Origin of the sequence: Sphingomonas sp. Leaf30 (assembly GCF_001422525.1) — a bacterium.
Lineage (GTDB): Bacteria > Pseudomonadota > Alphaproteobacteria > Sphingomonadales > Sphingomonadaceae > Sphingomonas > Sphingomonas aerolata.
In genome coordinates this window covers 395,401-410,542 of the sequence record NZ_LMKZ01000001.1, presented here as the reverse complement: position 1 = coordinate 410,542, position 15,142 = coordinate 395,401, and the positions used below count along the sequence as shown (strand labels likewise).

19 protein-coding genes and 1 tRNA gene are annotated in these 15,142 nt (G+C 68.2%); 6 read left to right on the top strand and 14 right to left on the bottom strand.

Annotated features, from left to right (window positions below; translation table 11 throughout):
- Positions 1 to 44: 44 nt before the first annotated feature.
- Positions 45 to 120 (bottom strand) — tRNA-Lys (locus tag ASE89_RS01995).
- A gap of 19 nt (positions 121 to 139) precedes the next feature.
- Entirely contained in the window at positions 140 to 616 is a 477-nt protein-coding gene (gene folK, locus ASE89_RS01990; RefSeq protein ID WP_056406848.1) for a 2-amino-4-hydroxy-6-hydroxymethyldihydropteridine diphosphokinase, read from the bottom strand.
- Positions 617 to 638: 22 nt separating this feature from the next.
- On the opposite strand from folK, the gene ASE89_RS01985 reads away from it, so the two are divergent.
- Positions 639 to 1,310, top strand: a complete 672-nt coding sequence (locus tag ASE89_RS01985; RefSeq protein WP_031441050.1) for a uracil-DNA glycosylase — start codon at positions 639 to 641, stop codon at positions 1,308 to 1,310.
- 6 nt (positions 1,311 to 1,316) lie between these two features.
- Here ASE89_RS01985 and aguB read toward each other — a convergent pair whose 3' ends face one another.
- From aguB to rpsD, 5 genes are all read right to left on the bottom strand, one after another.
- Positions 1,317 to 2,177 (bottom strand): N-carbamoylputrescine amidase, encoded by an 861-nt coding sequence (gene aguB, locus ASE89_RS01980; protein WP_031395228.1) that lies wholly within the window; start codon positions 2,175 to 2,177, stop codon positions 1,317 to 1,319.
- Positions 2,178 to 2,185: 8 nt separating this feature from the next.
- Positions 2,186 to 2,536, bottom strand: a complete 351-nt coding sequence (locus tag ASE89_RS01975) for a DUF3147 family protein (protein WP_056673554.1) — start codon at positions 2,534 to 2,536, stop codon at positions 2,186 to 2,188.
- Positions 2,536 to 3,504 carry an agmatine deiminase family protein gene (locus ASE89_RS01970; RefSeq protein ID WP_056673553.1) on the bottom strand — a complete coding sequence of 323 codons (969 nt, stop codon included), beginning with the start codon at positions 3,502 to 3,504 and terminating at the stop codon, positions 2,536 to 2,538. The genes ASE89_RS01975 and ASE89_RS01970 overlap by 1 nt, the downstream gene beginning before the upstream one ends.
- Positions 3,505 to 5,136 carry a M28 family peptidase gene (locus ASE89_RS01965; protein WP_056673550.1) on the bottom strand — a complete coding sequence of 544 codons (1,632 nt, stop codon included), beginning with the start codon at positions 5,134 to 5,136 and terminating at the stop codon, positions 3,505 to 3,507. It abuts the gene before it with no gap.
- Between the two features lie 173 nt (positions 5,137 to 5,309).
- Entirely contained in the window at positions 5,310 to 5,924 is a 615-nt protein-coding gene (gene rpsD, locus ASE89_RS01960; protein WP_031394942.1) for a 30S ribosomal protein S4, read from the bottom strand.
- 192 nt (positions 5,925 to 6,116) lie between these two features.
- Between rpsD and ASE89_RS01955 the strand changes: the two genes are divergently transcribed.
- On the top strand, positions 6,117 to 6,416 hold the full coding sequence (locus tag ASE89_RS01955) for a chorismate mutase (protein ID WP_056673548.1): 300 nt from the start codon (positions 6,117 to 6,119) through the stop codon (positions 6,414 to 6,416).
- A 262-nt stretch (positions 6,417 to 6,678) separates the two neighbouring features.
- On the opposite strand, the gene ASE89_RS19535 is transcribed toward ASE89_RS01955, so the two are convergent.
- From ASE89_RS19535 to rpiB, 5 genes are all read right to left on the bottom strand, one after another.
- Entirely contained in the window at positions 6,679 to 7,884 is a 1,206-nt protein-coding gene (locus ASE89_RS19535; RefSeq protein WP_236701588.1) for a TrmH family RNA methyltransferase, read from the bottom strand.
- Positions 7,885 to 8,021: 137 nt separating this feature from the next.
- Entirely contained in the window at positions 8,022 to 8,486 is a 465-nt protein-coding gene (gene nrdR, locus ASE89_RS01945) for a transcriptional regulator NrdR (protein ID WP_031394945.1), read from the bottom strand.
- On the bottom strand, positions 8,487 to 8,666 hold the full coding sequence (locus ASE89_RS01940) for a hypothetical protein (protein WP_031394946.1): 180 nt from the start codon (positions 8,664 to 8,666) through the stop codon (positions 8,487 to 8,489).
- Positions 8,667 to 8,671: 5 nt separating this feature from the next.
- Positions 8,672 to 9,982, bottom strand: a complete 1,311-nt coding sequence (locus ASE89_RS01935; protein ID WP_031441042.1) for a serine hydroxymethyltransferase — start codon at positions 9,980 to 9,982, stop codon at positions 8,672 to 8,674.
- A complete protein-coding gene (gene rpiB, locus ASE89_RS01930) occupies positions 9,979 to 10,437 on the bottom strand; it encodes a ribose 5-phosphate isomerase B (protein WP_037529906.1) in 459 nt (152 codons plus the stop codon). Before rpiB ends, ASE89_RS01935 begins: the two co-directional genes overlap by 4 nt.
- Before the next feature lie 161 nt (positions 10,438 to 10,598).
- Here rpiB and ASE89_RS01925 point away from each other — a divergent pair, with 161 nt between their 5' ends.
- Genes ASE89_RS01925 through ASE89_RS01910 form a run of 4 tightly spaced genes read left to right on the top strand, consistent with a single transcriptional unit; the run spans position 10,599 to position 12,786 of the window.
- Positions 10,599 to 11,036 (top strand): hypothetical protein, encoded by a 438-nt coding sequence (locus ASE89_RS01925; protein WP_056673544.1) that lies wholly within the window; start codon positions 10,599 to 10,601, stop codon positions 11,034 to 11,036.
- Positions 11,037 to 11,046: 10 nt separating this feature from the next.
- Positions 11,047 to 11,616, top strand: a complete 570-nt coding sequence (locus ASE89_RS01920; RefSeq protein ID WP_056673541.1) for a sigma-70 family RNA polymerase sigma factor — start codon at positions 11,047 to 11,049, stop codon at positions 11,614 to 11,616.
- Complete coding sequence (locus ASE89_RS01915; RefSeq protein WP_236701587.1) at positions 11,609 to 12,328, top strand: anti-sigma factor; 720 nt, start codon at positions 11,609 to 11,611, stop codon at positions 12,326 to 12,328. The genes ASE89_RS01920 and ASE89_RS01915 overlap by 8 nt, the downstream gene beginning before the upstream one ends.
- Complete coding sequence (locus tag ASE89_RS01910; protein WP_056673536.1) at positions 12,328 to 12,786, top strand: DUF3429 domain-containing protein; 459 nt, start codon at positions 12,328 to 12,330, stop codon at positions 12,784 to 12,786. Before ASE89_RS01915 ends, ASE89_RS01910 begins: the two co-directional genes overlap by 1 nt.
- An 11-nt stretch (positions 12,787 to 12,797) precedes the next feature.
- Here ASE89_RS01910 and hemA read toward each other — a convergent pair whose 3' ends face one another.
- Both hemA and murI read right to left on the bottom strand, forming a co-directional pair.
- The gene (gene hemA / locus ASE89_RS01905) at positions 12,798 to 14,060 is read right to left on the bottom strand and encodes a 5-aminolevulinate synthase (protein ID WP_042466797.1); all 1,263 of its coding nucleotides are present in this window, start codon (positions 14,058 to 14,060) and stop codon (positions 12,798 to 12,800) included.
- Positions 14,061 to 14,196: 136 nt separating this feature from the next.
- A complete protein-coding gene (gene murI / locus ASE89_RS01900; protein ID WP_056673533.1) occupies positions 14,197 to 14,991 on the bottom strand; it encodes a glutamate racemase in 795 nt (264 codons plus the stop codon).
- Positions 14,992 to 15,142 lie beyond the last annotated feature (151 nt).

Below are 15,142 nucleotides of genomic sequence, written 5' to 3'. Positions count from 1 at the left end.
GGGGGGGGGGCGAATCGGGGGCTTGCGAGAGGAGGAGGTGCCGATGGTGGGTCCGCCGGGGCTCGAACCCGGGACCTCTCGATTAAAAGTCGCTTGCTCTACCAACTGAGCTACGGACCCGTACATCGGCTGCGAGCCACTAGGGGCGCAGCCGCGGTCGGTCAACCTTGTGCGCGAGATGGCGGACGCTTTGCCCGGTCAGCGGGTCGCGCCAGCGCGGCGCGATACGCGCGAGCGGTGCCAGCACGAAGCCGCGGTCCCGATAGGCGGCGTGCGGCACGGTCAGCCCCGGCCCCCTCCAAGCACCCCCCGACCACAGGATGATGTCGAGGTCGATCACCCGCGATCCCCAGCGGCGCCCGCGACGCCGCCCGAACGCGGTCTCGATTCGCTTCAGCCGCGCGAGCAGCACGGGCGGCGAGTCGCGCGTCTCGATCAGCGCGACCGCATTGGCATAGCGCCGGATCGACGGCCCGAGCGGTGCGCTCGCGATGATCGGCGACACGGCGACGACACCGCCGACCGCGGCCAGCGCGGCGCGGATCGTCGCGGCGGGCGCGCCGTGGATCCCGCGCCGATTCGAGCCGAGCGCGATCGCATAGGTTGTCCGCTCCATCCGACCCGCCTAACGCACCGCGATGAACTTCGCACCCTCCCCGCTGCCCGAAACCGAGCCGCCGCACGACTGTCCCAATTGCCCGCGTCTCGTCGCCTTTCGCAACGAACTGCGCGCCGAATTCCCGACCTGGTGGAATGCCCCCGTCCCCGCCTTCGGCGATCCCGACGCGTGGCTCGGCATCATCGGCCTCGCCCCCGGCAAGCACGGCGCCAACCGCACCGGCCGCCCGTTCACCGGCGATTTCGCGGGGCAATTGCTCTACGATACGCTCGGCAAGTTCGGGCTGGCAGACGGCGTCTTCGCGGCGAAACCCGATGACGGGCTGAAGCTCAACGGCGCGATCATCATCAACGCGGTCAAGTGCCTGCCGCCGCAGAACAAGCCGACCCCGGAGGAAATCCGCACCTGCCGCCCGTTCGTCGAATCGCAGCTCGCCGAATTGCCCAAGGCACGGATCTTCATCGCGCTCGGCCAGATCGCGCACCAGACCAGCGTCAAGCTGCTCGGCGGACGCCTGCCCAAGGCGAAGTTCGGCCATCTCGCCGAGCATGTCATGCCCGACGGCCGCATCCTGATCGATAGCTACCACTGCTCACGCTACAACCAGAACACCCGCGTCCTGACCCCCGAGATGTTCGAAGCGGTCTTCGCACGGGCGCTGGAACTGCGGCGCAGCATCGCCGCAGCATAAGCTGCGTCAGACGTCCGCGACGAGCCGCCCGTAAAGATCGGGGCGGCGGTCGCGGAAGAAGCCGAACGCGGCGCGGTGGCGCTTGACGATGTCGAGGTCGATCGTCGCGGTGATCACGCCCTCGTCGTCGCGGCCGAGTTCGGCGAGGATATCGCCGCGCTCGTCGGCGATGAAGCTGGTGCCGTAGAAGGTCTGGCCATGCTCGACGCCGACGCGGTTGGCGGCGACGATCGGGACGACGTTGCTGACCGCATGCCCGACCATCGCACGCCGCCACAGCCGCGCGGTGTCGAGGCTGGTGTCGTGCGGCTCGCTGCCGATCGCGGTCGGGTAGAACAGGACTTCGGCGCCCATCAGCATCATCGCGCGCGCGGTCTCGGGATACCATTGGTCCCAGCAGACGCCGACGCCGAGCGTCGAGCGCCCCTGCGCGGCGGCATGCGGCCAGACCTTGAAGCCGGTATTGCCGGGGCGGAAATAGAATTTTTCCTCATAGCCCGGGCCGTCGGGGATGTGGCTCTTGCGATAGACGCCCTGCACCTCGCCGTCGGGACCGATCATCGCGAGGCTGTTATAGTGATGCGGGCCATCGGCCTCGAAGAAGCTGGTCGGGATCGTGACCTTGAGCGCCTCGGCGAGCGCCTGCATCGCGAGCACCGCCTTGTGCTCGCCGACGGGGGCGGCGTTGGCGAACAGGCCCTCGTCCTCGACACGGCAGAAATATTCGCCCTCGAACAATTCGGGCGGCAGGATCACCTGCGCGCCACGCGCCGCAGCTTCGCGGACCAGCCGCGAGACATTGGCGATGTTCTTGTCGATATCGGCAGTGAAACCGAGCTGGAGCGCGGCGACGGTGATCTCGGTCATGCGAATTCCTATAGCGTCACGCCGAAGCGCGCCGCGATTGCGACGACCGCGAGATAGAGAAGGATCGTCAGGACGCAACCGGCAGCGAGCGAAACCCAGAAGCCGACTCCGTGCCGCAACAGCGCCGGAATCAGCAGGAACATCGGCAGCGAGGGCAGCACGTACCAGAAGGTCGCCTCGGCATGCGCGGCCAGCCGGACGCGGTCGCCGGTGTCGTGCCACAGCCAGATCATGCCGAGCACCGACAGCAGCGGCAGCGACGCGACGAGCGCCCCTGCCGCCGGACTCCGCCGGGCGATGACCGCGATCAGCGCGATGATGATCCCGGACAGGACCGCGCGGACCGCGAAGGCGAGCATCAGCCGGGGATTTGCTGGCTGATGCAGTGGAAGCTGCCGCCGCCGGTCAGGATATGATCCGCACGCTGCCCGACGACCTGACGATCGGGGAAGATCGCCTGGATCGCCGCGACCGCGGCGTCGTCATTCTCCGCACCGTAGAGCGGCACGACGACGGCGGCATTGCCGATGTAGAAGTTCATGTAGCTGGCCGGGACGATCTCCTCGTCGCGCAGCACGCGGCCGGGCGACGGGATGCCGACCACCGTCAGGCCGGCACGTTCCGCATCGCGCTTCGCCAGCTGATAGACCTGCCAGTTGGGGTCGTTCTCGGCCGCCTCGGGGATCGCGACGCGGCCCTCGCCGACGAAGCGCGCGAGATTGTCGACATGGCCGTCGGTATGGTCGTTGACGAGCCCGTCGCCGAGCCACACGACCTGGCTGAAGCCGAGGTCGGACTTCAGCCGCGCCTCGATCCCCGCCTTGTCGAGGTCGGGGTTGCGGTTGCGGTTGAGCAGGCACTGCTCGGTCGTGACGACCACGCCGGTGCCGTCGCCATCGACCGCGCCGCCCTCGAGCACCCAGTCGAACGCCGCGAGCGTCTTGCCGCGGCTCTCGGCCAGACGGCGGCCGATCGTGTCGTCGCCGGGCAGGTCGTATTTGCCGCCCCAGCCGTTGAACACGAACTGGTGCGCGGTGCCGTCGCCGACGATGATCGGCGCGGTGTCGCGCAGCCAGATGTCGCCGAACGGCTCGACGACGACCTCGGCGAACGGCGCGAGCCGGCGCGCGGTGCCCGCCGACCCTTCGTCCGCGGCGACCAGGATCACCGTCTCGCCGCGGCCGTCGGCATGGACTGCGGACGCAAACGCGACGACCTCGTCACGCGCGGGTTCGAGATCGTCGAGCCACAGATCGGCATGGCTCGGAAAGCCGATCCACACGGCCTTGTGATGCGCCCATTCGGCGGGCGGGGGGAGTGTCGTCACTTACTTGGCTCCTGCGCGATCTTTGTCGCGGATGTTGCGAAATTCGGCGGTCTTGTACCAGTTGGGCCACAGCGCGGTGTCGTCGGCGAGCTTGCGGCCGAGCCCGTAATAGATCGTCAGATCCTCGACCGCACCCGACCAGTCCCATTTCGCGTCATATTCGTCCGCGGGCTTGTGATAGCGGTTGGCGACATAGTCCTCGCGCGCGGCATGGCCCGCCGCGGTGCCGCCGACGACGAGATCCTCGCCGCTGCCGCCGTCGAGCATCGGCACGCCGAGCTTGGCGAAGCTGAAATGGTCCGAGCGATAATAGCCGCCGCGTTCGGGGTTCGCCTCGACGCCGATCACGCGGCCCTGCTCAGCGACGAACGGCTTGACCAGATCCTCGATCTCCGACTTGCCCGCCCCCGTCAGCACGAAGTCCTTCACGCGGCCGTCGACGTTCAGCACGTCCATGTTCACGCCGCCGACCGTCCGCGCGAGCGGATAGACGGGATGCTCGGCATAATAACGCGAGCCGAGCAGCCCCGATTCCTCCGCGGTCACCGCGAGGAACGCGATCGAGCGCTTCGCCGGGCCGGCCTTCACATGCGCCTGTGCGAGCGCGATCAGCCCCGCGGTGCCCGTCGCATTGTCCGCCGCGCCATTGCAGATGTCGTCGCCACCCACCGCATCGCAGCGGCCGAGATGATCCCAGTGCGCCGAATACAGCACGTAATCGTTGGGTGCGGTCGTGCCCGGCAGCACGCCGATGACGTTCTTCGACGCCTGGCGCCGGATCGTGTTGGCAAAGCCGGTCGACAGCTTGATGCCGAGCGGTACCGCCCTGAAGCCCTTGACCTTGGCCGCCGCGGCGAGCGCGGCATAGTCCTTGCCCGCACTCGCAAAGACGCGTTCGGCGGCAGGCTTCTGCATCCAGCCGATGACCTGCGACTGGTCGAGATGATCGCCCTTCTCGTCGAGCTCGAGCTGCGGCCCGGTCCAGGACGACTGCACCACCGCCCAGGGATAGGCTGCGGGTTCGGTGTCATGGACGATGATCGCCGCGGCCGCGCCGTGCTTGGCCGCATTCTCGAACTTGTACGGCCAGCGGCCATACCAGGTCATTGCGCGGCCCTCGAAGGGCCCTTCGCGGCCCATTGTCTGCCAGTCGGCGTCGTTGATGAGGATGACGACGGTCTTCCCCTTCACGTCGACGCCCGCATAATCGTCCCAGCCCTTTTCGGGCGCGGTGATCCCGTAGCCGACGAACACGACGTCGCTGTTGGTCACGGTCGCGGTCGGCGCGACGCGGTAGGTGCCGGCGACCATGTCGGTACGATAGGCGAGGCTGACGGGGGCGGTACCGCCGGTGAAGACGAACGGCCGGACGTCCTTGGCGGTGATCTCGACCATCGGCACGTCCTGCGTCCAGCTGCCCTTGTTGCCGGGCTTCAGCCCCGCGGCCTTCATCTGCGCGACGAGATAGGCGACGGTCTTCGCCTCACCGGGCGTGGTCGGCGCGCGGCCTTCATAGGCGTCGGACGACAGCGTCTGGGTGACGGTCTTGAGCGTTTCGACCGAGATGGCGGGCGCGGTCTGCGCCGAGGCGGCGGTGCCGAGCAATAACAGAGACAGGATGGCAGCGCGCATAGGGATCTCCCGAGTGAATGCCGCGCGTTCTGGCAAAGCCGGACCGTGATGTCCACGCAACGAAAAAGGGCGGCCCCGGTGGGACCGCCCTTTCCTGTTCCGGACCGCGACAAGGCGGAGCCACGTCGTCGGACGTCGCCTGCGCGACGCCGGCCGGTCTCGCGTCGCTCGACTTAGCGCGAATAGAACTCGACGACGAGGTTGGGTTCCATCTTCACCGGGTAGGGCACTTCGTCGAGCGTCGGCACGCGCGTGAAGGTGACCTTGGCGGCGCCGTCGGTGGCGACATAGTCGGGGATCTCGCGCTCGGCGAGGGTCTGTGCTTCCATCACCAGCGCCATCTCCTGCGCCTTGGTGCCCAGCGTGATCTCGTCACCGACGAAGCAGCGACGCGATGCGACGTTGCACTTCACGCCGTTGACGCGGATGTGGCCGTGCGAAACGATCTGGCGGGCCGCGAAGATCGTCGGCGCGAACTTGGCGCGGTAGACGATCATGTCGAGGCGCTGCTCGAGCAGGCCGATCAGGTTCTGGCTGGTATCGCCCTTCATGCGCGCGGCTTCGAAATAGCAGGCGCGGAACTGCTTCTCGGTCACGTCACCGTAATAGCCCTTGAGCTTCTGCTTGGCGCGCAGCTGGATACCGAAGTCGCTGACCTTGCCCTTGCGGCGCTGGCCGTGCTGGCCGGGGCCGTATTCACGCTTGTTGACCGGCGACTTGGGGCGACCCCAGATGTTCTCGCCCATACGGCGATCGAGTTTGTACTTTGCGCTCTGACGCTTCGACATGATAAAACCTTTGCAAATGCAAACAACGTTGGTCCCGGTATCGCTCTGCTGGTCGTCATAGGACCCAAGGGTCCGGACAAGGCAGGGCCACCGCTTCACCGGGGTGCAGGGCCATTGCGAAGGCGGGCGCCTAGACGCCGCGCCTGCCAGAGTCAAGCTGGACAGCGTGCGGGCCGCTCGGCAAGAGGCGGCATGACTATCCTATCCGGCCCCGACTGTACCACCATGACCGAGGTCCGCGCGGGCGTCGACGCGCTCGACCGCGAGCTCGTCGCGCTGCTGGCCAGACGCTTTGCCTATATGGACGCCGCCGCGCGCATCAAGCCCGAGCGGGGGCATGTGCGCGACGAGGCGCGCAAGACGCAGGTGATCGACAATGCGCGGGCGGAGGCCGCGCGGCTGGGGCTGCCGGACGCGGCGATCGCGGATCTGTGGGAGGGGCTGGTCGAGGCGTCGATCGCGTATGAGCTGGCGGCGTTCGACCGGCGTTGAGTCTTCCCGTGCACGTCCTCTCCTACCCCGTTCGTGCTGAGCGTAGTCGAAGCACCTTCGTTTGGGGCATGCCCTTCGACTTCGCTCCGGGCGAACGGGGGGGCGGATGACCAACGGGGCCGAGGGCGATGCAACCGCCCCCTCCCCACCCCGTTCGTGCTGAGCGAAGTCGAAGCACCTTCGCGTGGGGCACACCCTTCGACTTCGCTCAGGGCGAACGGGGGGTTAGGAGAACGGGCCCGAACGAACCTCTCGCCCCCCGTCAGGCCCGCGGCTTCTTCCCCGCCAGCGACGAGAGCACGCCGCGCATCGTGCGGATTTCCTGGCTCGACCAGCCGGGCTTGGTCAGCAGCGTACGCAATGTCCGCCGGGTCGTCTGGATCTTGTCGGGCGGATAGAAGAAGCCCGCCCCCATCAGCATCGTGTCGAGCTGGCCGATCATCCCGTCGAGCTCCTCCTGCGGCGCGGGCGGCATGATCGGGTTGATCGAGGGCTGGCTGAGCTCGCGCTCCGCGGTCAGCCCCTTCGACCATTCATAGGCGACCAGGATCACCGCCTGGGCAAGGTTGAGCGAGCCGAATTCGGGGTTGATCGGCACGGTGATGATCGTCCGCGCGACCGCGACGTCGTCGGTTTCGAGGCCTGAGCGCTCGGGTCCGAACAGGATGGCGGAGCGGCCGGGCGCGGCGTGGATCTCGGTCGCGGCCTGTTCGGGGGCCACGACGGGTTTGGTGACGCCGCGCTTGCGGACCGTTGTCGCGAAGACCTGTGCGCAGTCGGCGGTGGCGGCGGCGACGCTGTCATAGACCTTGGCGTTCTGCAGGACGATGTCGGCGCCGCTCGCGGCGGGACCGGCCGACGGGTTGGGCCAGCCGTCGCGCGGGGATACGAGGCGCATCTCGACGAGCCCGAAGTTCAGCATCGCGCGCGCGGCCTTGCCGATGTTTTCGCCGAGCTGGGGGCGGACGAGGATTATGACGGGGGGCGGGGTGATTACACCATGTTCGACCGGCCGATCGGCGCGGTCTTCGGGGTCGGCTCGTCCTGGATCAATTCCTGCATCAATCATACTATTGTCCGTCACGTCGCCCAATCCACCTGTCTTATCCTGTCCCTGAAACTCGGTGCGCTCGCCCGCACCACCCCGTTCGTTCTGAGTAGGGGCTGAGCGTAGCCGAAGACCCGTATCGAAGGATTTGCGCGCGAGGAGGCGCACCGCGTCCCAGTCCCCTGCAGCAAGCGCTTCCTTCTTGGCGCGCGTCCACCCTTTCAGCTGTCGCTCAGCTTCCAAGGCTTCGCTCCGGCTAGGAAAATCCTGCGACCACATGAGCGTGACCGGGCGCCTGTTATGCGTGTAACCGGGAAGCTCGCCGCACTGGTGCTGCGCGATGCGAGGTTCGAGTTCATCGGTATGACCGATATAGTAACTGCCGTCAGAACAGCGGAGCATATAGGCGTAGAAGCTCAAACGACCTGTCCTTCGATACGGGCCTTCGCCGTGCTCAGTCCCTACTCAGGACGAACGGAAGGGAGGAGGACAGGTCGATAGGCTATAAGCGGCGTACGTTCCAGTATGCCCCACGGTGCGCGACGCAGTCCACGCGCCTATTCCGCCCGCCCGACCTCCTCGACACTCCCGGCAAACGCCTCGAAGTCCTTCGCCTCGCTGAAGTCGCGGTACACGCTGGCAAACCGGATATACGCGACCGAATCGAGCCCCTTGAGCCCGTCCATCACCATCTCGCCGATCCGCTTCGACGTGACGTCGTTCTCGCCGAGCGTCTCGAGCCGGCGCTGGATGCCGCTGACGAGCTTGTCGATCCGTCCCGGCTCGATCGCGCGTTTGCGCGTCGCGATCGAGAGCGAGCGGAGCAGCTTCTCGCGGTCGAATGGCTCCCTGCGCCCCTCGCTTTTCAGCACGAACAGTTCGCGCAGCTGGATGCGCTCGAACGTCGTGAAACGCGCGGCGCAGCCTTCGCACTGGCGCCGGCGCCGGATCGCCGCCCCGTCTTCGGTGGGGCGGCTGTCCTTGACCTGGCTGTCTTCATGTCCGCAAAAGGGGCAGCGCATTCAGACCTTCTTCTTGCCCTTGTAATAGGCATAGCCCGCACCCGCGAGCGCGCCGAAGATCGGGCCGATCACCGGCACCGGGATCGCGACGACCGCGCCGAGTGCGCTCCACTTGGCCATGCTCTTGCCGAGGCCGGGGGTCGCCTTGATGTCGTTCTGGATGTCATCGATCTTCGACATGCTCGTTATCCTTGATAGATGGGGAAGCGCGCGCACAGCGTGCGAACACGTGCCCGAACGTCCGCCTCGACCTGCGGGTCCCCATGCTCGCCCTTTTTCGCGAGCCCGTCCAGCACGTCGGCGACCATGTTGCCGATCTCGCGGAATTCGGCCGGACCGAAGCCGCGCGTGGTGCCGGCAGGGGTGCCGACGCGGATGCCGCTGGTCTTCATCGGCGGCAACGGGTCGTTGGGGATGCCGTTCTTGTTGCAGGTGATCCCTGCACGCTCGAGCGCCTCGTCCGCATCGCGACCGGTGATGCCGAGCGGGGTGAGGTCGATCAGCGCGAGATGCGTGTCGGTGCCGCCCGAGACGACGTCCGAGCCGCGCTCCTTGAGCGTCGCCGCCAGCACCTTCGCATTCTCGACGACCGCGGCGATATAGCTCTTGAAGTCGGGCTGCAGCGCCTCGCCGAACGCGACCGCCTTGGCTGCGATCACGTGCATCAGCGGCCCGCCCTGGAGCCCCGGGAACACCGCCGAGTTGATCTTCTTCGCGATGGCCTCGTCATTCGTCATGATCATGCCGCCGCGGGGTCCGCGCAGCGTCTTGTGCGTCGTGGTCGTCACGACATGCGCATGGCCGAACGGCGTCGGATGCAGCCCGGCGGCGACGATCCCGGCGAAATGCGCCATGTCGACCATGAAATAGGCGCCGACCTTGTCCGCGATCGCCCGGAAGCGCGCGAAGTCGATGACGCGCGGATAGGCCGAGCCGCCCGCGATGATCAGCTTCGGCTGATGCTCGACCGCCAGCGCCTCGACCTGGTCGTAATCGATCAGGTGCGTTGTCGCGTCGACGCCGTACTGGATCGCGTTGAACCACTTGCCCGACTGGGCGGGCTTGGCGCCGTGCGTCAGATGGCCGCCGGCGTCGAGGCTCATGCCGAGGATCGTGTCGCCGGGCTTGACCAAAGCGAGCATCACCGCGCCGTTCGCCTGCGCGCCCGAATGCGGCTGGACGTTGACGAAGCCGCAACCGAAGATCTGCTTGGCGCGCTCGATCGCGAGCGTCTCGACCGTGTCCGACGGCGCGCAGCCCTGGTAATAGCGCTTGCCCGGATAGCCTTCGGCATATTTGTTCGTGAAGACCGAACCCTGCGCCTCGAGCACCGCCTTGGAGACGATGTTCTCGCTCGCGATCAGCTCGATCTGGGTCTGCTCGCGCTCGAGCTCCGCCTCGACGCCTGCGAAGACGGCGGCATCGGCATCGGCGAGGCCGCGGGTGAAGAAGCCGTCCGGCTGGACGTCATGGAGCGTATTGGGCTGGGTGCTCATGCGGGGACCTTTGCGGAAGTCCGGTCGACGGCGGAGAGCTTGTCGACACGGTGTTGATGACGGCCGCCGGCGAAATCGGCGGACAGGAAGGCTTCGACGCACGCCTTTGCCATTTCCTCGCCGATCAGGCGGGCGCCCATCGCGATGGCATTGGCGTCGTTGTGGATCCGCGCGAGGCTCGCCGACAGCGGCTCGGAGACGAGCGCGCAGCGGCAGGCGGGATTGCGGTTGGCGGCGATCGAGATGCCGATGCCCGAGCCGCACAGCGCGATGCCGCGCTCGGCGCGACCGTCCTCGATCGCGGCGGCCAGCGCATAGCCGTAATCGGGATAATCGACGCTCGCGGTGCCCTCGGGCCCGAGATCGAGCACGTCGTGCCCGGCCTCGCGCAGCCACGCGGTCAGCACCGCTTTCAACGAAACGGCGGCGTGGTCGGACGCGATGGCGATGCGCACCTGGCGTATTCCTGTGATCGGGATCGGGTGCCCAGCCCTTTACCGAGCCGAGCCGGGATTTGCCACACCTGTTCGCGAAGGCGGCGCATAGAGCCTGACGATCCCCCGCCGCCAGGGGGGAGGATTGCAATGACCGCCCTGCCGCCTGCAAAGAGAACCCCATGAAAGCTCTCGCCCTAACCGCCGCCCTTGCCGCCTTCGCCCTCGCCGCCTGTTCCGGACCGGCGCCCGAGACGCGCGGTGACGCGAGCATGACGTCGGCGGGGGCGACCGAGACGACGCGCCCCGAAAAGGTCGTCGCAGAACCGACGCGTGACCTGTCGGGGCGGTGGATCGGCGTCGAGGGCATGATCCTCGACGTGACGCCGGCGGGCGAACCGGGGCAGTTCCGGCTCGCGATGCAGTGGGACCTCGACCACAAGGGGGTGTTCGACGCGCGCGCGGTGGGCGACACGATCGTCTTCACGCGCGACGGCGTGCGCGAGATCCTGCGGCCGACGAACGGCGACGCTACGGGTCTGAAATATCTGGCCGGCAAGACCGACTGCCTGACGGTCAAGACGGGCGAAGGCTATTGTCGCCGCGGATCAACGCGCTAGTGTCGGCCGCGTGACCCTGTCCAAGCCCCAGGCGGATGCCGCCCGCGCCCATCTCTCGAGTGTCCTGATCCGGACCGGCGAGGAAGACCGTGACGCCTTCCGCGAGCTCTATGCGCTGACCCAGGCGAAGCTTTTCGGGATCACCCTGCGTATCTGTGGCAATGCTCAAGCCGCGGAGGATGTGCTGCACGACGTCTATCTCACGATCTGGAAGCGCGCCGGCGGCTGGGAACCCGGGCGTGCGAGCCCGATCACCTGGCTGGCGACGATCGCGCGCAACCGTGCGATCGACTGGCAGCGCGCGCAGGGCGTCCGCCGCGCCTCTCCGATTGACGATGCGCCGGACATTGCCGACCCGCAGCCGAGCGCCGAGGCGCTGCTGCTCGACGACGAGGCGACGCGGCGGTTGCACACCTGCCTCGAGAGCCTCGAACAGCAGCAGCGCGACGTGATCCGGACCGCGTTTTTCGATGGCGTGACCTATGCCGAGCTCGCGCTGCGTCGCGCGGTGCCGCTCGGGACGATGAAGAGCTGGGTGCGGCGCGGGCTGGCCCGATTGAAGGATTGCCTCGGTGGCTGATCGTGATCCGCTTGCGGGCGAATTCGCCCTGGGCCTGCTCGAAGGCGACGAGCGGGCGGCGGCGGTGCGTCGCCTGCTCGCCGAACCCGGTTTCGCCGCCGATGTCGAATGGTGGCGCACACAGTTCGCGGCGCTGTTCGACCTGTGGCCCGAGCATGACGCGCCGCCGCAGCTCGCGGCGCGGGTCGAGACGAGCCTCGACGCCCTCACCCGCCAATCGGGTCGCGCGGCCGACGGCGTGACCACGCTCCGCAGCGGGGCGCGGTCGCCCTGGCCGTGGCTGGCGGCGGCGAGCAGCGCGGTCGCCGCCTGTCTGCTGCTGTTCATCGCGGTCGAGCCGCGGTCGGCGCCACCGGTGTCGCAGCCGATCCCGGCGGCGCGGCCGAGCAGCGTGCTGGTCGCGATGCTGGGCGATGCCAAGTCGCCCGTTGCCGCGGTCTACGACCCTGCGACCGGGGCGCTGCGCGTCGCGGCTGGCCCCGGCGTGCCCGATGCGCGTGTCGCGCAGCTCTGGGTGATCGGCGGCGACGGCGTGCCGCATTCGCTCGGGCTGCTTGCCGCGCGGCCGACGGTGCTGGCGCCGCGGGGCGCGGATCGCGGCCGGATCGCGCCGGGCGCGACGCTGGCGATCTCGATCGAACCGTTGGGCGGCTCGCCGACCGGGCTGCCGACCGGTCCGGTCGTCGCGACCGGCGTGGTCGCGCGGGTCTGATGGCACCCGCGCCCTCCGGTGGCATTCCGCCAATCGCGCGGCTGCTCGGGCTGTCGGGGCTGTTGCCGCAGATCGGCGCGGTCGCGCTGCTGCTCGGTAACGATCCTGCGAGCCGGTTTTCCGCGCTGGCGGTCGCCTATGCCTATGCCGCGCTAATCCTCAGCTTTCTCGGCGGGCTTTGGTGGGGGCTGGCCGCGCGTACCGAGGGGGCGCCGCGCTGGCTGTGGTTCGCGAGCGTGGCGCCGTCGCTGATCGCGCTGGTGACCGCCTGGCCGTGGATGGTCGGGCTGCGCTGGCCGGGGCCGTCGCTGGTGGTGCTCGGGATCAGCCTGATCTGCGCGCTGCTCGTCGACCGGGCGCTGGTCCGCGCGGGGATCGCGCCGCCGGGGTGGATGGCGCTGCGCGTGCCGCTGTCGCTGGGGCTCGGTGTCCTGACCCTCGCGGCGGCGGCACTATAGGGCGGTCCGGCTCAGGCGGCCTTGCGCAGGTCCAGACGGCTCCAGATCTCGACCAGCGCGTCGGTCAGTTCGCGCATCATCGCCTCGGTATGCGCGGGGCCGGGCGTGAAGCGCAGCCGCTCGGTACCGCGCGGCACGGTCGGATAGTTGATCGGCTGGACGTACACGCCGTATTCGGCGAGCAGCACGTCGCTGATCTTCTTCGCCTTGACCGGATCGCCGACCATCAGCGGCACGATATGCGTGTCGCCGATCATCACCGGCAGCCCGGCATCCTTCAGCATCGCCTTCAGCATCGCGGCCGACGCCTGCTGCCCGTCGCGCTCGACGCTCGACGCCTTCAGATGCCGCACGCTGGCGAGCACGCCCGCGACGAGCACGGGTGACAGCGAGGTCGTGAAGATGAACCCCGGCGCATAGCTGCGGATCACATCGACGATCGTGCGATCGGCGGCGATATAGCCCCCCATCACGCCGAACGCCTTGCCGAGCGTGCCCTCGAGGATCGTGATCCGATGCGCGACCTGGTCACGCTCCGAAATGCCGCCGCCGCGCGCGCCGTACATCCCGACCGCATGGACTTCGTCGCAATAGGTCAGCGCATTGTAGCGATCGGCGAGATCGCAGATCGCCGAGATCGGCGCGATGTCGCCTTCCATCGAATAGACGCTCTCGAACGCGATCAGCTTCGGCGCGCTCGGGTCCTCGGCGGCGAGCAGTTCCTCGAGATGCGCGAGGTCGTTGTGCCGGAACACGCGCTTCTCGCAGCCCGAATTGCGGATGCCCGCGATCATCGACGCGTGGTTCAGCTCGTCCGAAAAGATGATGCAGCCCGGCAGGACCTTGGCGAGCGTCGCCAGCGTCGCCTCGTTCGAGACATAGCCGCTGGTGAACAGAAGCGCCGCTTCCTTGCCGTGCAGGTCGGCGAGCTCGCCTTCCAGGTCGACATGGTAATGCGTGTTGCCGCCGATGTTGCGCGTGCCGCCGGAGCCGGCACCGACATCGTGCAGCGCCTCTTCCATCGCCGCGATCACCTTGGGATGCTGGCCCATGGCGAGATAATCGTTCGAGCACCAGACGGTGATCGGCTTGGGGCCGTTATGCCCGGCGAAGCAGCGCGCGTTCGGGAACGCGCCCTTGTTGCGCAGGATATCGATGAAGACGCGGTAGCGGCCCTCGGCATGGAGGCGGTCGATCGCCTGCGTGAAGACGCGCGAATAATCGACTCGTGGGCCCGCAATGCCGTCGGCCGTCGTGGAGACATCCGTAATCATGACCTGGGGCACTACGCCTCGCTTTCCGTCTAATCCAGCGCAATACCGTTGTTACGGTGATCGCTTTCCTCGTCCTTGTAGAACATTGCCATGCTGCGCGCATGACGCAAGCGGGCATATTGTCCCAAGCCTTGCGTCAGAGCTGCTCCATCCGGGTGAACCCGTGCCGGGCGAGTGCGGGGGCGAGCGCCTGTTCGTCGGGGCCGAGTCGCGTGAAGACCGCGACCCCTTCGCCGGCGCCGGCCCAGGACTCCCCTTGCATCAGGTGGACGATCCGGCGCGCGATGCCGGGGCCGCCATCGACGAAGCGGATGTCCCGCGTCCCGGCGGCGGCGGCCAGCTCGGGGGCGACCAGCGGAAAATGCGTGCAGGCGTTGACGATCACGTCGATCGCCTCGCCGCCGGGTTGCGCGAACAGGCCGTCGAGGACGGCGGCATAGCGGTCGGGCGCGACCGCGCGGCCGTGGAGCTTGGCCTCCGCCATCTCGACCAGCGCCGCCGAGCCGTGGCGCAGGACGGTGCAGTCGGCCGCGAACCGCGCCGCGAGATCGTCGACATAGGCCTGGCGCACCGTCGCCTCGGTGCCCAGCACGCCGATCGTCCGCGTCACCGACAGCGCGGCGGCGGGCTTGATCGCGGGGACCGTGCCGACCACCGGCAGATCGAGCGCGGCGCGCACCACCGGCAGCGCGATCGTCGACGCGGTGTTGCACGCGATCACGATCAGCCGCGGCCGATACCGTTCCGCCAGCCGCCCGAGCAGCACCGGCACGCGCGCGGCGATCTCCGCCTCGCTCTTGGTGCCATAGGGAAAGCCGGCCGAGTCGGCGGCATAGACGAACGGCGCGTCCGGCAGGGCAGCGCGCGCGGGGCCGACGATCGACAAGCCGCCGATGCCGGAATCGAAGAACAGGATGGGGCGAACGTCCATCACCGCGCCTTAGGCGGTATCGGTGGTGGGTGACAGCCTGGCGGGAGGGCCGAAGGTTGGCAGGGGTGTCGCCCGTCGCCCGCACGGCGCTTCCGCCGCCCGCGCCTTACGGTATCCGCCCCCTTCTTCCGTCATCCTGACGGAAGTCAGG

Excerpts from the sequence above, each read along its gene's own strand:
- ASE89_RS01925 (WP_056673544.1), top strand. The coding sequence starts at position 10,599 with ATGAAAGCTCTCGCCCTAACCGCCGCCCTTGCCGCCTTCGCCCTCGCC.
- hemA (WP_042466797.1), bottom strand. The coding sequence starts at position 14,060 with ATGATTACGGATGTCTCCACGACGGCCGACGGCATTGCGGGCCCACGA.
- ASE89_RS01940 (WP_031394946.1), bottom strand. The coding sequence starts at position 8,666 with ATGTCGAAGATCGATGACATCCAGAACGACATCAAGGCGACCCCCGGC.
- ASE89_RS01910 (WP_056673536.1), top strand. The coding sequence starts at position 12,328 with ATGGCACCCGCGCCCTCCGGTGGCATTCCGCCAATCGCGCGGCTGCTC.
- ASE89_RS01935 (WP_031441042.1), bottom strand. The coding sequence starts at position 9,982 with ATGAGCACCCAGCCCAATACGCTCCATGACGTCCAGCCGGACGGCTTC.
- folK (WP_056406848.1), bottom strand. The coding sequence starts at position 616 with ATGGAGCGGACAACCTATGCGATCGCGCTCGGCTCGAATCGGCGCGGG.
- nrdR (WP_031394945.1), bottom strand. The coding sequence starts at position 8,486 with ATGCGCTGCCCCTTTTGCGGACATGAAGACAGCCAGGTCAAGGACAGC.
- aguB (WP_031395228.1), bottom strand. The coding sequence starts at position 2,177 with ATGACCGAGATCACCGTCGCCGCGCTCCAGCTCGGTTTCACTGCCGAT.
- ASE89_RS01985 (WP_031441050.1), top strand. The coding sequence starts at position 639 with ATGAACTTCGCACCCTCCCCGCTGCCCGAAACCGAGCCGCCGCACGAC.
- ASE89_RS01965 (WP_056673550.1), bottom strand. The coding sequence starts at position 5,136 with ATGCGCGCTGCCATCCTGTCTCTGTTATTGCTCGGCACCGCCGCCTCG.
- ASE89_RS01975 (WP_056673554.1), bottom strand. The coding sequence starts at position 2,536 with ATGCTCGCCTTCGCGGTCCGCGCGGTCCTGTCCGGGATCATCATCGCG.
- ASE89_RS01955 (WP_056673548.1), top strand. The coding sequence starts at position 6,117 with ATGACTATCCTATCCGGCCCCGACTGTACCACCATGACCGAGGTCCGC.
- rpsD (WP_031394942.1), bottom strand. The coding sequence starts at position 5,924 with ATGTCGAAGCGTCAGAGCGCAAAGTACAAACTCGATCGCCGTATGGGC.
- murI (WP_056673533.1), bottom strand. The coding sequence starts at position 14,991 with ATGGACGTTCGCCCCATCCTGTTCTTCGATTCCGGCATCGGCGGCTTG.